At 66.4% G+C, this 14,382-nt stretch carries 13 protein-coding genes; 9 read left to right on the top strand and 4 right to left on the bottom strand.

Features of this window, described 5'->3' with window-relative positions:
• Positions 1-18 precede the first annotated feature (18 nt).
• A complete protein-coding gene (locus ODJ79_RS38430) occupies positions 19-2,148 on the top strand; it encodes a DUF262 domain-containing protein (RefSeq protein WP_263028615.1) in 2,130 nt (709 codons plus the stop codon).
• Here ODJ79_RS38430 and ODJ79_RS38425 read toward each other — a convergent pair.
• Together ODJ79_RS38425 and ODJ79_RS38420 are read right to left on the bottom strand one after the other, a co-directional pair.
• Positions 2,134-6,150, bottom strand: a complete 4,017-nt coding sequence (locus ODJ79_RS38425; RefSeq protein WP_263028614.1) for an Eco57I restriction-modification methylase domain-containing protein — start codon at positions 6,148-6,150, stop codon at positions 2,134-2,136. The two genes, ODJ79_RS38430 and ODJ79_RS38425, sit on opposite strands and share 15 nt — an antisense overlap.
• A gap of 262 nt (positions 6,151-6,412) precedes the next feature.
• A complete protein-coding gene (locus ODJ79_RS38420; protein ID WP_263028613.1) occupies positions 6,413-6,571 on the bottom strand; it encodes a hypothetical protein in 159 nt (52 codons plus the stop codon).
• Positions 6,572-6,757: 186 nt separating this feature from the next.
• Between ODJ79_RS38420 and ODJ79_RS38415 the strand changes: the two genes are divergently transcribed.
• The 8 genes from ODJ79_RS38415 (at position 6,758) to ODJ79_RS38385 (ending at position 11,731) form a co-directional block, all read left to right on the top strand.
• Complete coding sequence (locus ODJ79_RS38415; protein WP_263028612.1) at positions 6,758-7,045, top strand: hypothetical protein; 288 nt, start codon at positions 6,758-6,760, stop codon at positions 7,043-7,045.
• Positions 7,045-7,560 carry a DUF6879 family protein gene (locus ODJ79_RS38410; protein WP_263028611.1) on the top strand — a complete coding sequence of 172 codons (516 nt, stop codon included), beginning with the start codon at positions 7,045-7,047 and terminating at the stop codon, positions 7,558-7,560. The genes ODJ79_RS38415 and ODJ79_RS38410 overlap by 1 nt, the downstream gene beginning before the upstream one ends.
• A gap of 6 nt (positions 7,561-7,566) precedes the next feature.
• On the top strand, positions 7,567-8,421 hold the full coding sequence (locus ODJ79_RS38405; RefSeq protein ID WP_263028610.1) for a helix-turn-helix domain-containing protein: 855 nt from the start codon (positions 7,567-7,569) through the stop codon (positions 8,419-8,421).
• Between the two features lie 184 nt (positions 8,422-8,605).
• Positions 8,606-9,331, top strand: coding sequence for an SAM-dependent methyltransferase (locus ODJ79_RS38400; protein ID WP_317620741.1), 726 nt, complete (start codon positions 8,606-8,608; stop codon positions 9,329-9,331).
• On the top strand, positions 9,288-9,395 hold the full coding sequence (locus tag ODJ79_RS47055) for a hypothetical protein (protein ID WP_317620740.1): 108 nt from the start codon (positions 9,288-9,290) through the stop codon (positions 9,393-9,395). The genes ODJ79_RS38400 and ODJ79_RS47055 overlap by 44 nt, the downstream gene beginning before the upstream one ends.
• Positions 9,396-9,422: 27 nt before the next feature.
• On the top strand, positions 9,423-10,373 hold the full coding sequence (locus ODJ79_RS38395) for a cupin domain-containing protein (RefSeq protein WP_263028609.1): 951 nt from the start codon (positions 9,423-9,425) through the stop codon (positions 10,371-10,373).
• Between the two features lie 73 nt (positions 10,374-10,446).
• A complete protein-coding gene (locus ODJ79_RS38390) occupies positions 10,447-10,923 on the top strand; it encodes a hypothetical protein (protein WP_263028608.1) in 477 nt (158 codons plus the stop codon).
• 16 nt (positions 10,924-10,939) lie between these two features.
• Complete coding sequence (locus ODJ79_RS38385) at positions 10,940-11,731, top strand: phosphotransferase (RefSeq protein ID WP_263028607.1); 792 nt, start codon at positions 10,940-10,942, stop codon at positions 11,729-11,731.
• A gap of 78 nt (positions 11,732-11,809) precedes the next feature.
• Here ODJ79_RS38385 and ODJ79_RS38380 read toward each other — a convergent pair whose 3' ends face one another.
• On the bottom strand, positions 11,810-13,594 hold the full coding sequence (locus ODJ79_RS38380; protein ID WP_263028606.1) for a prolyl oligopeptidase family serine peptidase: 1,785 nt from the start codon (positions 13,592-13,594) through the stop codon (positions 11,810-11,812).
• Positions 13,595-13,637: 43 nt separating this feature from the next.
• Positions 13,638-14,204 carry an NUDIX hydrolase gene (locus tag ODJ79_RS38375; protein WP_411267412.1) on the bottom strand — a complete coding sequence of 189 codons (567 nt, stop codon included), beginning with the start codon at positions 14,202-14,204 and terminating at the stop codon, positions 13,638-13,640.
• Positions 14,205-14,382 lie beyond the last annotated feature (178 nt).

Below are 14,382 nucleotides of genomic sequence, written 5' to 3'. Positions count from 1 at the left end.
TAGATAGGAAAAGAACCCGTGCAGGCGTTTACCCGGAGCCCCGCAGAGATCTTCGGCTACGACATCCGCTACGTGATTCCGCTGTTCCAGCGGCCCTATGTCTGGGATGAGGAGCTGCAGTGGGCGCCGCTCTGGGCCGACGTCCGCACGGTCGCGGAAAACATTTTGAACGCTCCGGTCGGCTACCTCGGTCCTCAGGCATCGCCGCACTTCCTCGGCGCGATCGTGCTCGATCAACCGCTCGTCCCCACCGGATACATCGCGGTGCGGAACGTGGTCGATGGACAGCAGCGGCTGACCACGCTGCAGTTGCTGCTCGACGCCGCCCAGTGGGTCGCCCAGCAGCACGGCGCTCCCGTGGACGCCCAAGCGCTGCGTGCCCTCGTGCAGAACACACCGGCGATCACGCAGCAGCGCTGGGAGATCTTCAAAGTCTGGCCGACGGACCGCGATCAGGCCGCGTTCGAGGCGGCGATGGATGACGACCAGGAAGTGCCGTCGGAGCTGGCCGCGACCCGGATCGCGCAGGCGCACGCCTTCTTCGTCAAGGAGATCACGGCGTGGGCGACGGCGACGGACGGTCCGGCCGACCCGGTCCCGAGGATCAGGACGCTGGCGCAGACCTTGCGCGACCATCTGAAGCTCGTCGTAATCGATCTCGAGCCGGGCGACAACGCGCAGGTCATCTTCGAGACCCTCAATCATCGCGGGGCGCCTCTGCTGGCGGCCGACCTGATGAAGAATTTCGTGTTCCAGCTCGCAGGTGCGCACGACGCCGACGTGGTCGGGCTGTACCGCAAGTACTGGCAGGATCTCGACAGCGACTACTGGCGGGCCCGGGTGGCCCGTGGTCGGCAGTACGTGCCGCGTGTCGACATCTTCGTCAACCACTGGATGGTCGCCAGGTTCCTCAAGGAAGTGCCCGCCGACCGGATCTTCACCGCGTTCCGCGACGAGGTCCGCGCCGGCAAGCTGGAGATCGAACCTCTCCTGGCCGACCTCGACGCCGGCGCGAAGACCTTCGCCACCCTCGACAGCTGGCCGGTCGACTCCGCCGTCGGCCAGTTCCGCTACCGGGCGCTGCAGGCGCTGGATTCGGCGGTCGTCACCCCTCTTCTGCTCTGGTTGCTCCGGTGGCCGGAGAAGGAGATGCCGGCCCGGCAACGGGACAAGGCCCTGAGAAGCTTCGAGAGCTGGCTGGTACGGCGTACGCTGTGCCGGCTCACCGCCAAAGACATCAATCGGCTCGTGCTTGACCTCCTCCGAGAGATGAACGCCGCCGGGCCAGCAAACGCCGGCGACGTCGTTGAGAGGTATCTGGCCGCCCAGACCGCCGACTCCCGGGTATGGCCATCGGACGATGTCGTACGGACGGCTCTCGAGACCGAGCCTCTCTACAAGTCACTCCTACGGGCGCGCCTGCGTATGGTGCTGGAAGCGATCGAGGACAACCGCCGCACCGCCAAGAGCGAGGAGGCCCGCTGTCCACGCGGACTCACCGTGGAGCACGTCCTTCCCCAGGCGTGGCGCGAACACTGGACCACCGGCATCACGAGCGAGAGCGACGCCGCCGAACGCGACAGCCTTATGCATACCCTGGGTAACCTGACGCTGGTCAACGGCAGACTCAACCCTGCCCTGTCCAACCGACCCTGGACCGACGAGCAAGCGCTTGAACGTGGCCTTGGCCCGACGGGCAAGCGCACCGAGCTTGCCAAGCACAGCACCCTCAAGCTCAATGCCGATCTTGTCCACGGCGCCGCCACGGCGTGGGATCACGACCTCATCCGGGCGCGCACTGCCGAGTTGACCGAAGCGGTGCTGGAAATCTGGCCGGCGCCTCAAGACCTCGCGCCACGAGCCGTACCGGCCCAGCGTGATCCATTGCCGGCCGGCGACGAGCCTTCCGCCGAGGGTAAATACCAACCGCTCACCCAATGGCTGCTTGCCCAGGCCGCCGAAGAACTGCCAATCACCTTCGACGACTTGGAGGACGTCCTCGGCACTCCGCTGGCGCCATCCGCGCGCCGGCACCCGCCGTACTGGTATTCGCCGTCCAACTCTCTGGGCAAGGCCATCGCGGCCGCCGGCTTCAAGGCGACCGGGGTCAATCTGAACGCGGAACGTCTCGTCCTACGGCGCAAGTGAAGCTGACGTCTCCGAGTCTTCGCCGAGTCTGAGCTGGCGGGGAAGCCGGCCGGCCGCGCCACGGCGTTCTTCGGCATGTCTGGTGTGATTGAGTTCCAGCAGCCGGTCGAGGATCTCCTGTTGCGCAGCCGGGCTAACGGTGTATCTCATTCCTTGGCGGGTGTCGTGGAAATCGTGATCCAGGACCATGTCGTCCCAGCCGTAGGCGCGCATCACCGCGCGGTCGATATCCGCGTGGGTGTTGCGGAGCCTCACAATGTCCTCGTCACGGCAACCTTTGTCATGCACCATGTTGTACGTTGCGGTCAGTCCCGCCCGTCGGGCCAGCATCAGCTGACGCCGGGAGTCGTCGAGGCGTTCGCCCAGTCGCCGCAGCTCGACCGTTGACTCCGGCCGGGCGAAGGTCTCGAACACATCGGACGGGGTGTAACGGAGATCGGCCCTCATCGACGACGCATGGGTAACGGCCCACCAGTAGTGCGGCGCACTGGAGAGTAACGCGAGCATGGCCGTGTCGTCGGTCGCGAAGACGCCGAGCATGTGGGAGAAGACCTGCCCGGTTGGCACCATCATCGGCATCACCGTCTTGCTGACCAGCGTTATCACCAAGACCCGCGCCAGCCCTCCAATCGCCCTGTAGAGGTTCGGCGCCCGTTCGGCGAACTGCCACCACCGCTCTCGACGTACCTTCCGTGAGTTGCGATCGCGTTCGGGCTTCACCAGGTTGAGAACCACCTCGTAGCAATCGGGGTAGGCGCGCGCTCGAGCTTCGGGCCAGTCGTGGAAGTTGATGACGTACCGGCTGCCGGAACAGTCCGGGCGGCTGTTCAGGTCCTGGCCGTTTAGGTAAGGGAGGAGCACATCCCGATTGCGTTCGTCCTTTTCGATCAGCGCACGTCCCTCTTCCGGGGCCATCGTGAATCCGAGCCCGAGGATGTTTGACCCCTGAAACGAAAGGCCAGCGTTCTCAGCGAGGCGGTGCGCGGTTCCGGTTACCCGCGAGCGGACATCAAGTGACGAGGTGATGCCGGGCACCCGCCGTCCGTCCAACTCGGTCGCGGCGTTCGGAGCCGGTGGCCGTCGGCTGGTGTGCACGATGCAGACGTGGAGGCTCACTGAGGAGGTCGGCCACGGACGGCTCTTGGTGGCTCGTCGGATTGTGACCCCCCGGTCGAGGAGTCGATCAAGGCAGACTTCGCGGCTGTCGCCCTGCCATAGCGTGTTGGTTGCGATCAGAGCCGTTACGCCGTCGGGTTTCACCAAGTCATGGCTCCGCACGACGAAGTACGCGACCAGGTCGGCGCTGCCCCGTACCCCGCCACCTACCCAACGCACCAGAAGCTCACGGTATCGCCGCCCGAGCACACCGGTCAGCCCCTGCCCGCCGAGATAGGGCTGATTGCCGACCACCGCGTCGAATCCACCCCTATCGAAGATGTCGGCGAATACCAGCGGCCAGTGCAGCGGCACCCGCGGTGCCTTGCCGTGTGGCTGCTCCACCGAAAGCCAGCGATCCGCCACCTCTCGCGCTTGTTCGACCGCGCCAGGCAACTCCGCCTTGACTCGACGTGCAAGCTCTGCGACGGCGACCGCATCGTCGTCCATCTCGCTCTCTGGCTGACCCGCGTTCTTGATCATGGCGCCGGACACCAGGTCAGCGATCAACATCGCAGAGCTGGTACGGGTGAGAACCCGTCGCCACTTTCTGGACTTCTCCATCACAGTCGTCAGGTTGTCGTCAGGCTGCTCCGCCAGTTCCCGGCGCGTTCTGACTAGGTCGGACACCATGTCCCGAACGCCACGACTGGGATCCCCCAGCCACCTTCCTCGCAGCCGCCGTCCGGCGGACTCGTCGAAATGCAGCTCCCTGAGCTGGCCCAGCGAGTGAATGCCGATCATTGAGTCGCCCACCACGATGTGGTGATCCAGGAAGTTGAAGGGCTTTGCCGGATCCAACGCGATCAGCCACAAACTTAACCGAGCGATCTCGGTCGCCATCGGGTTGATGTCAACGCCGAACAGGCAACGCTCGATGATCGTCCGGCGAGCTCGGATGACCAGCGGATCGGCCTCGACATCATCAGGAGGCCCATGCTGGCGGACGGCCTCCACGAGTTCAGCTGCGGTACGGTCGCCATCTTCTGCCCATGCCTCCACCAGGCGCTGTGCCAGATAGCGGCAAGCTGCGACAAGGAACGCACCCGAGCCGACCGCGATGTCGGCAATCCGCAGGTCGAGCAGCTGGTCGCCGGGCCGGACTCGCCATTGCGACCGGTCAGGCGTCTCCCGCGGACCTGGGCGGTATGCCAGGTCGTCGAGCGCCCCGTCGACGACCTGGCTGGCGAACTCCGGCGGAGTGTAGTGCGCGCCGGTCATCGAGCGGTCCTGCGACGCAGTCATGTACAGCGCTCCGGGCGCGACGACCAGCGGCATGGCACGGAGATCACGACGCAGTATGCCGAGGTAAGGCAGTACGCGAGCGGTGAGTTCCCGATCACCGCCGGACGCGGCGTAGAGAAGGGGCATTGCCTCGGCGCGGGTCTGGTCGGAAGTGTCCAGCCGGCGGCCCAGCCCTCCGACCGCTTTATCGCCCGGCTTCGCGAAGAAGCCGATCAACGTCTCGGCTCGTTGTCGCGGAGTGCCAGCGGGTCGGTCATGACGTTCCAGGTCGGTCAGAGCAACCTCCGCCGTCTTGCCCGCCGCCCATTCGACACCGAGCATGATCTCGCTGGAACGCTTCGCGTCGTATGCCAACAGCATTTCGTAGACATGCCCGATCTGCTCGACGCCGAGCGCCCGGAAGGACAACCGACGCAGCTCGCGGCCCAGTACGACGTACCGAATCGCCTTCAGCAGATGAAGGACAGTGCGGTCGTCGATCCAGACCTCTGCCAACCACGGATGGACACCCGGATCGAACATCGGTCCGTCGTAGGTCGGCAGCCTGAGTCGTTCATGAACCACTCCCGAATGGATCGCCTCGCTGAGAGCAAGCAGTTGCAGCCATGCGCCGCGGGAGTGCTCGAGATCCTGCTCGCTGGCCTCCTGACTGCGGATCTCCAGGCGTTCGGCCAAGTGCCGGACCGAGTAGGAGGCGGCGTACAGATCGTTGTCCGCCGGGAGTAACCGACGTTCCTCTGCGTAGAGGAGGAAGACGACTCGGATGACCATCGTGACCGCCGCGCGGTACACGTCGTGACCTGGGACACGGGCAAGGCCGGGACGGTGCTGCTCGATCGCATGCAGGTCGTGCCAGCTGATGGCGCGGACCAGCATCTCCACCGCCTGGCGGACCTGCACGCCGAGGACGCCGGTGACCTCAGCCTGCCGTTCCAGGCTCTCCCAGAGGAGCGCTGGCAGCTTGTCCCCTTCGGGGACGCCGAAGAAGCGGCGACGTTCCAGAAGAGAGTAGAAAGCCCTGATTACGGCACGTTCCGACGACTCCGGCCAGGTCGCAGTATCGAAGATCGCCGTCGACGTGACCGACTGCGGCGGTGCCACGACAAGAGCAAACCAGCGTCCGTTGGTCACCAAGCCGAGCGGCACATCGTGGTGTCGGCACAGCCGAGCGATGCGATCCACTGGCGTCGCAGGCCAAGCATCGCTCTTCGGGCGCGTAGTTGGATGTTGGCCAGGTTTGAGCGTCATCCCCAGCAGCTTGGGGACGTCGGTCCGTGGTTCGACCAGCGCGAAGTCTGGCTCGACCGTCGTGCTGTGCTCAGGGACGTCAATGCGAAGATGGCCGAGGTCATTTCTGATGAATTGGTCGCCCCAACCACAGAGCCGGCGCAACAGAAATTCGATCCAATAGTCCGGGTCTTGGTCGCCGCCCATACGAGCTGCCCTCATCTTGGGCCACCAGTCTGGATCGACCGCCGCTAGGGTCGGCCACACCCTGGTCAGCACAGGAAGGGCCAGGAACGGCCCAGAGATGCTGACCAGGGCGAGCCAATCTTGGTGGTCCTCGGCGGAGACTTTGCGCGACCGCGCGCTACGACTCATGGGCGGGCCCCTCGCCTGACTAAGCCGGCACGGGGAAGCACGACACCTTCGACGGTCTCGGCCGTCATCAGACAGACAACACCGTACTTCGAACCCGTGGCGCTACTCGCTGCACTCTGTCGATGACTTAAAGCAACTTCACTGATGGCATCGTGCCTCAGGTCAATCAGAGGCGACAAGAGCTTCGCGACCATGTGGTCGTTTTGCCCCGGTATTGGCCAGGCAGTCTGAGGCGGTGGGTTACCGTCAGCATTCCTAAAGGTCAAACCTTGCCCGGCTGATCCGCGGTTTTGGCTCGCCTTTTATGAACGTATGAGTGCCGGTGCCAGCCACCGGCGATGAGGTCGGGATAGCGGGACGCCAGCTGGGTCGCGTCGCGCGCCAGGCGCAGGAGTTCGTTCTTCTTCTCCTGGGCCTCCACGAGAGTGGCTCATCCGGCCCGCGCCGTAAGCCAGTTGAATCCCGAGGGTCCCCGCGCGCCCGCCAGCTCCGGACGCGTCGCGCCCGGCCGTCGCCGGGGCAACCGGGTCGGGCTGACGAACTAGCCACGTGAGGGCACCCGATCTTCGAACGGGTGCCCTTGTGCTGCTGGCGACAATTTCGGCGGTTGACGGCCGGCTCGCCGGGCGATGGGATGGTTGTCGACATGGATTGCGCAACATCGCGCAACCTTCAAGGGTTGGAGGACCGTGTGCGCCTGACTCTCATCGCCGGGGATCCGAACTCCGTGCCGGACAACTCGCCGACGCTGTACCGGACCGACCGTGGTAGCTGGGTCGTTCAAGGCTGGGTCGTCACCGATCCCGAGGCGCTGGCCTCGATGAAGATCCCGGACGGCGAAACGTGCGTCGAGATTCCGGACCGGATGATCCCGTTCTTCACGCAAGGGCAGTGATGGCGCGTCTGACGCTGCCCGAGTTCCAGGCCAGGATCCATCAGTTCGACCGCGAGTCGCTGCATCTGGAGCTGCGAGACTCCTACGGCACGGAGTCTGAGCTGCCGAGAATGGCGGCGTGGGCGGCTGGCGAGCCGGACGATCTGGCGTGGCTCGCGCCGTACTGCGACAAGGTCCGGGCGAACGTCGCCGCCGGGCGGACCTACCGGCGCGCGCATGTCGTCTCCGAGCCGCTGTCGGATTATCACCGCTGGTCGTACAGCGTTGTCGGGCCGATGGTCGAGGCCGGTGACCAGATTCGGTGGGTCTCGCGCCGCCTGGTCTCCTCGGTGGCGTTCCCCGGCAACGACTTCACCATGCTGGACGACCTGGTGATCTTCCATCACTACACCGGCAACGGCCTGAACATCGATTTCACGACAAGTTCTGACCCGTACGACGTCAAGCTGTGCCGTGAGGCGTTCGAAGCCGCGTGGCGGATCGGCATCCCGCACCTCGAGTACCGGCCCAGCTGACCTCACGTGTCTGCGAAGGAACGACGAGCGCGCGAGGCGTTCGGCAACCGTCTCCGTGAGATCCGCCTCGATGCGGGTCTCACGGGGCGGCAACTCGCCGACGCCACCGGCTTCCACTTCACGAAGGTCTCCCGCGTCGAGCACGGCGGGCAGAGCCTCTCGGATGCCGATATCCGCGCATGGGCGTCGGCATGCGGCGCCGACGCGCAGATTCCCGACCTCATCACTCAGATGCGCACGGTCGACACGGCCTACCGCGAGTGGCGCCGCCACACCCGCACCGGCCTGCGCCGCCTGCAAGATTCCGCGGCATCCCTGTACGAACGCACCCGGCTGCTGCGCGCCCACGAACACTGGGTCGTGCCCGGCCTGCTGCAAACGGCCGCCTACTCCCAGGCCATCATGACCGACTGGGCGCGCACCCACGACCTGCCCGACGACGCCGAGCCGGCCAACCAGGTCCGGATGGACCGCCAGCGGGTCCTGCGTGAAGGCGATCATCGATTCGTCTTTCTGCTCGCCGAACAAGCCCTCTACAGCCGTGTACCGTCCGCCGAGGCGATGATCGAGCAACTCGACCACCTGAGCACCACTATGGATCTACCGCGAGTCTCGCTGGGCATCATTCCGGCCACGGCCGGCCTCGGCGCCCACACCCAAACAGCCTTCTGGATCTTCGACGACGTCCTGGTACGCGTGGAGACCTTGACCGCCGGCCTCGACATCACCCGCGCCGAGGAGATCGAGCTGTACGTTGCCGCGTTCGAGCGAATGCGGGACGCAGCGGCGTTCGGTCGGAACGCCATAGCCCTCATCGCCAAAGCACGGCACGAATTCGCGCAACAATCTGCAACTTCATAGCACACCGCGATACGCGCCTCGTAGGTTCGGATTGCCGCGGCCGGAGATCCGCACCCGCCTGCCGCGGCGCCGAAGTCCCCCGCTGACCTTCCGCTGATGGCTGGTTTCACTACCCGAGCCCGCGCCGTCTGGGAGGCCGATTACTCCGGCCTAGAGGTGTCTTGTGACTAGCAGCGGTCTATCCGTGTCGATTGATACGTCCGTGGCACACCCGGCACGCCGGTACGACTACTGGCTGGACGGCAAGGACGACTTCGCCGCGGACCGCGAGTCGGCGGACGCGATCGAGAAGATCTACCCGCATATCCGGACCTCGGCCCGACAGAACCGCATGTTCTTGCAGCGTGCGGTGCGCTATCTGGTCGAGCAGGCGGGAATCCGGCAGTTCCTCGACGTGGGCACCGGGCTACCGGCTGCGGGCAACACCCATCAGGTCGCCCAAAGCATCGCACCGCAATGCCGGATCGTGTACGTGGACAACGACCCGCTGGTAATGGTCCACGCTCGGGCGCTGCTGACCAGCAGCGCGCAGGGCAGGACCGCGTACATCGAGGCGGATCTGCGCGAGCCGCAGACGATCTTGGCCGACGAGACCCTGACCGGCGCTCTGGACCTGGCCCAGCCGATCGCGGTGCTGCTGGTCGCGGTGTTGCATTTCCTGCCGGACGACTCGGCGGCGGGCGCAGCGGTCAAGAGCTTGGTCGACGCGATGGCGCCGGGTAGCTATCTGGTCGTTTCGCACGCCACCGATGACCTGATGGATCACGGCAGCATCGAGGCGCTCACCGCCGCTGGCCATGTCGGCAAGACGGATACCACGCTCCGCGGCAAGGCCCGGGGTCGCGGCGTTCTTCGACGGACTGGCGATGGTCGAGCCGGGATTGCAGATCGTCAGCGAATGGCGGCCTGAGCCCAACACCGACCGGCCGCCGGCCGAGCACGTGTCGGTGTACGGCGGTGTGGCCCGCAAGTGATCCCCAACCGGAAACGCTGGAGTGGGAATGTCTCTCTCGATCCTGTTCGACGACGCCACCGTCAGCGACATCATGACCGCCTGGCCCACCAAGCCGGCCCTACACAAGCCGCCCGAAGACAGCCTCGTTCGCAACCTTGTCAACGCGAACCTCGTCAACAGTTACCTCGACACCGGCACCGCGCCAGCGGACCAGCTCATCGTGATCAGAGACGGGGCGGCGCTGCATTCTCGGGCTTACTCCACAGATGGCTACCTCGACCCCGGCAAGGTCGCGAAATGGCGCGGCCGGGGCTACACCGTCCAACTGCGCAACCTGCACCGCTGGTGTCCAGCAGTGCATGCGATCTGCTCGGCGATCCAGAACGAGACCGGCTACGGCGCCTACGCCACCGGCTTCGTCACCCCCGCCGGAGGGCAAGGACTGCACCACCACTGGGACCAGAACATGGGGTTCGTCTACCAACTCGCCGGTCGCAAGACCTGGCAGATCTGGGAACCCGGGGTCGAAGAACCGCACCGAGAACAGTTCGCGTCCAACACCTCGCCGGGCAGCGACGTCCTCGACCGGATGAAGTCGATGCGACCCGACTACGAGTTCGACCTCGAACCCGGTCAGATCCTGGTGCTCCCGCGCGGCTGGATGCACAACCCGCACGCTCGCGACCAGGGGCAGGACAGCGTCCACGTGACCTTCGTGGCCCGCGAGCGCACCGGCTACTGGATCGCCGGAAAGCTGGCCCAGGCCGCGCTTGCCTCGGCCTCGCTGCGACGCGTGATCCCGCCCGCCAGCATTGTCGACCCTGACGCCTTCGCCGGACAGATCGCCGAGGCACGTGACCTACTGACGCAATGGCTGGCCGGCGCCGATCTCAGCGCACTGGCCGCCGATCTGCTCCAGACAGCACGCACCGAGCCGAACGTCGATTACATCTCCCACGCACCGAGCCTCATCGGCCACCAGCAATCTGCCCGTTGATTCGGGATTTCACCGGCGCGCTGGTCAGGCGTCGGCGGTCCATACCCGATCCATCCATCCCTGAGGAGGAGCCGTGACGCTCAGCCCCACGTTGCCGGCCAAGGCCGACAAGGACCCCCAGACCCTCGTCGACCCGCAGACCTTCGACAGACTGGCCCTGCACTTCGCCGCCGTGCAGGAGGTCACCAAGACCTACGCCCGGCGGGCCGTCGGGCAGATGCTGCTGATGCTGAAGGCGCACGCCGACTCGCAGCACGACCCCGATTTCGGCCAGCTGCTGCCCGACGGCCGGTCCTACCGCGTCGTCCCGACCGAGCCGGTCGATGCGGCTTGGCACGTGTCGCTGCAACACACCGAGCCGTACCTGGCCGCCTGCCAGCAGATCGCGGGAGGATTCGTGCACCACGTGCCGATCCTGACGGAGGGGATGGCGGACGGCTCCTCGATGCAGTTCACCCGCCGGGCGCTGAAGGCGACCGGCTACCACATCGACCCCGAGTTCTGGGACGGCGAGGCGAAGTCCTGCTGCCCGCCCAACCCGGGAATCTGAAAGGGCTACCTGACCGATGCGCATGGACTGGACCGCGCTGCCCGACGTCGTCCGCAAGGAGGTAGCCGACCGCGTCGGCGACGCGCACGCCATCCCCGCCACCACCGGTGATCACGCGGAGATAGCCGCAACCGTCACCGGCACGCACGGGACGGTCTTCGTCAAGGCGGCCTACAGTGACTTCGGTGTCCGGTCCCTGCGCTACGAACTGCGGGTGAGCGAGGCCCTCAGCAGGTCTCACTCACCCGCCGTCGAGTGGTACTTCGATGCAGCCGGCTGGCTGGTCGTGGGCTTCGAGCACTGCGACGGCCCGCACGCCGACCTGTCCCCGGGAAGCCCCGACCTGAAACTGCTTGAGGAAGCGTTGGCGATGCTCGGCGCGACACCAGTACCCGATGTGCCGTTGTTCAGCCCAAAGGCGCGACTCGGATTCGAACATCCCGCGATGGATGGCGACACGCTCGTGCACACCGACCTCGGACCCGCCAACCTGATAGTGACCCCACGCGGCCTGCGGATCGTCGACTGGGCGATGGCCACCAAAGCCGCGGCATGGGTTGAACTGGCCACACTCACCCCGTGGCTGATCAGCGCCGGCCACACGCCGCAACAAGCCGAGCAATGGCTGGCACGACAACCCGCGTGGCACACGGCCGCCCCAAAGGTCCTGAACTACTTCGCGACAAAGAACGCTGAGAAGTGGGCAGCCAAGTCGGCCGTCGCAACCGCCTCTTGGGTGCATGACCTTGCCGGCTGGACGTCCCTTTGGTCCATGTTTCGTTCTCAACCAGGAGGACCTCGCGGCTAACGATCTTTGGGTTCCAGGTTCTCCAGCCCGAGGTGCAAGCGATCGCCGAGTACGCGCGGCTCCGGCTGCCGGTGCTGTTCAGCTCGGCAGCGGTAGGCCGGCGTCCTTGAGCACGCTCCGGTAGGCGTCAAGCTCCGCCTCCAGCACCGCCACCAGCCCGGTCCCGGACACGTAGTGCCCGACGTTCTCCAGCGTTAGCATGCCGACCAGCAGGCCGCGCCCCCGCAGCCCGTCCGCCAAGGCCGTCGTGTCGCCGATGGGGACGATCTCATCCCGTACGCCGTGGACCAGCAACACCGGCCGGCGCACCTGGTCCGCTCGGACCGCCGAGTCGGGCGAGGCCAGGATCGCGGCGTGCGGCCGCTGGAATCTCGGTGCCGTCGTCGTCCACCGCCGCGGATCGACGATCGCCGACCGGGCCACCGCCATCGCGAACGGCCCCTCCGCACAGACGGCCCGCAACGCCGTATAGCCGCCCGCGCTGGCCCCGGAGATGAACACCGCACCCGGTATCGCCCGGCCGGTGTCGATCAGATGCTCGGCGACGGCACGACAATCCGCCACATCGAAACGGCCCCACTGCCCGTCGAGAGCCTTCCGGAACGTACGCCCGTAGCCCGTACTGCCCCGGTAGTCGACGTCGACCACCGCGATCCCCCGGCTGGTGAAGAACTGCACCTCACCATCCAGCCGAAGATTGCTGTGGTAGGTCGGCCCGGCGTGCGGACGCACGATCGTCGGCGCGGGAGCGGCTTCACCGGACGGCGGGTAGAGGACCGCCGTCACCTGGGCACCGCCGGACTGGACCTGAAGCAGCTGCGGCATCGACACGTCAGCGAACCGGTGATCCGCGCCCGGCCGGACCACCTCGACCCTGCCAGCCGTGCTGACCAACGCGATCTCCTGCATCCGGGTCGGCGAGGAGCCGATCACCGCGACCCGGTCACCCACCACCGCCAGGAACGGCTTGATCGACGTGTACGGCACAGGCAGTCGCGCCACCGCGCCGGAGGACACCACCGCGAGCTCATGCACCGGGCCTAGCTGGACGGTCATCACGATCCGCCCGTCCGACAGCATCGCGTAGTTGGCGTAGCCGGACTCCCATGGCGCGGTCGCGCACTCAGCCTCAACCGGGGTGACCGGCTCGGTCCGCCCGTCACGCCACCGGTAAAGATTCCACCACCCTGTCCGGTCCGACATGAAATACAGCCACCCATCCACGCCCCACTGCGGCTGGAACGCCGACTCGTTTGGCCCGCCGGCTACGCGCACGGAGCCCCTCGGCTGCCCATCCGGCAGGTAGCTCGCCGCCCACACCTCGCTGGAATCCCACGGCATCACACCCCGGTCCCAGCGCACCCAGGCCAGACGATCCTCGGACACCCGTGGCGAAGCGAGAAACCCGTCCGTCGCCTCCAGAACTTGCAGCCGTCCGGACGACATCTCGACCGCAACCAGCTCGTCGCCACTGGCGTCTTCCCGGACGCCCAGCAGCTCAACGCCCGACCAGGTCAGATCCCCATAGGTATGCGCGGTGGCAGGCTCCGTGACCGCGCCGGTGAGCTGCCCCGACTCGGCGTTCACCCGCACGACCTCACCCGCCGGCAGGACCGCGTACGGCATCCCTCCGTAGGCGTGTAAGCCGCTGCCCACCCCGTCACCGGGCAGAACGGCAACCGACCCGGCCGACCAGGTCACCACCGCATCACGGCCGGCTTCCGGAGACGACTCCACCCAGTACAACCTGTCGCCGATGCTGGTCAGCCAGTCGTGCGAGACACCCGCTCGGGCCACGTCGACAGCCGTCGGCGCTGATTGCCACCCGTCGTCGATCACCAACGCCTCCACTCCGCCCCGCATGCCGGGCTACCCGCGGTGCGCAACTCGCCGAGCTGGCGAACGCTTAAAGCTTGCCGGTCGCCTTGCGTAACTGCAGGGCGAGCAGGCCGGAGACGGAGCCTGCGCCCACGATGGTGCCGTTGTCGATGTGCTGCTGGATCTCGTCGAGCGGGATCCAGCCGAGGCGCTCGGCTTCGTTGATGTCCGGGGCCGCGCCGGTGAAGTCGGCGCCGCGGGCGAGGTACACGATGTTCTCCTGGTCGATGGTGCCGACCATCGGCTGGAAGCTGATCAGCCTTTCGATGCTGCGAGGCCGCCAGCCGGTCTCTTCCTCGACCTCGCGCGCGGCGCAGGTCACGGAGTCCTCGGCCGCGTCGAGGTAGCCGCCGGGCAGTTCCCAGACCCAGCGGTCGAGGATGAAGCGGTGCCGCCACATCATCAGTACGCGCTCGTATTCGTCGAGCACGATGACCATCGCGGCGGCCGGGATGCGCAGCACATACTGCTCGAAGCGGACGCCGTCGGGTAGCTCGACGTCCGCGATGCTCAGCACCGCCCGGCGGGTGTCGTCGACGACGCGTTCCCCGTGGATGGTCCATTCACTGGCCCGCTTCGGCTCAACGCTCATCAAGCGCACAGTAGCCATACCCGCTTCGACGGAACAGTTCGTACAGTGCCCGGCGGTGTCCCGAGCTTGATCAAACGCCGTTAATTTCGAAGGTAGCGTTGTCCCTCGCGTCGCAGAAGGCCTACACGCGTTGTCGCGCACAGCGTCGGCTTGCGATCTCGCGGATGCACCAGCGGAAACG

The organism is Actinoplanes sp. KI2 (assembly GCF_025630775.1).
Taxonomy (GTDB): domain Bacteria; phylum Actinomycetota; class Actinomycetes; order Mycobacteriales; family Micromonosporaceae; genus Actinoplanes.
This window is presented reverse-complemented; position numbering and strand designations above follow the sequence as displayed.

Bases quoted from the DNA above. Each gene is read 5' to 3' on its own strand.
- ODJ79_RS38425 (WP_263028614.1), bottom strand. From the start codon at position 6,150: ATGAGTCGTAGCGCGCGGTCGCGCAAAGTCTCCGCCGAGGACCACCAA.
- ODJ79_RS38410 (WP_263028611.1), top strand. From the start codon at position 7,045: ATGGCGCGTCTGACGCTGCCCGAGTTCCAGGCCAGGATCCATCAGTTC.
- ODJ79_RS47055 (WP_317620740.1), top strand. From the start codon at position 9,288: ATGGTCGAGCCGGGATTGCAGATCGTCAGCGAATGGCGGCCTGAGCCC.
- ODJ79_RS38395 (WP_263028609.1), top strand. From the start codon at position 9,423: ATGTCTCTCTCGATCCTGTTCGACGACGCCACCGTCAGCGACATCATG.
- ODJ79_RS38385 (WP_263028607.1), top strand. From the start codon at position 10,940: ATGCGCATGGACTGGACCGCGCTGCCCGACGTCGTCCGCAAGGAGGTA.
- ODJ79_RS38380 (WP_263028606.1), bottom strand. From the start codon at position 13,594: ATGCGGGGCGGAGTGGAGGCGTTGGTGATCGACGACGGGTGGCAATCA.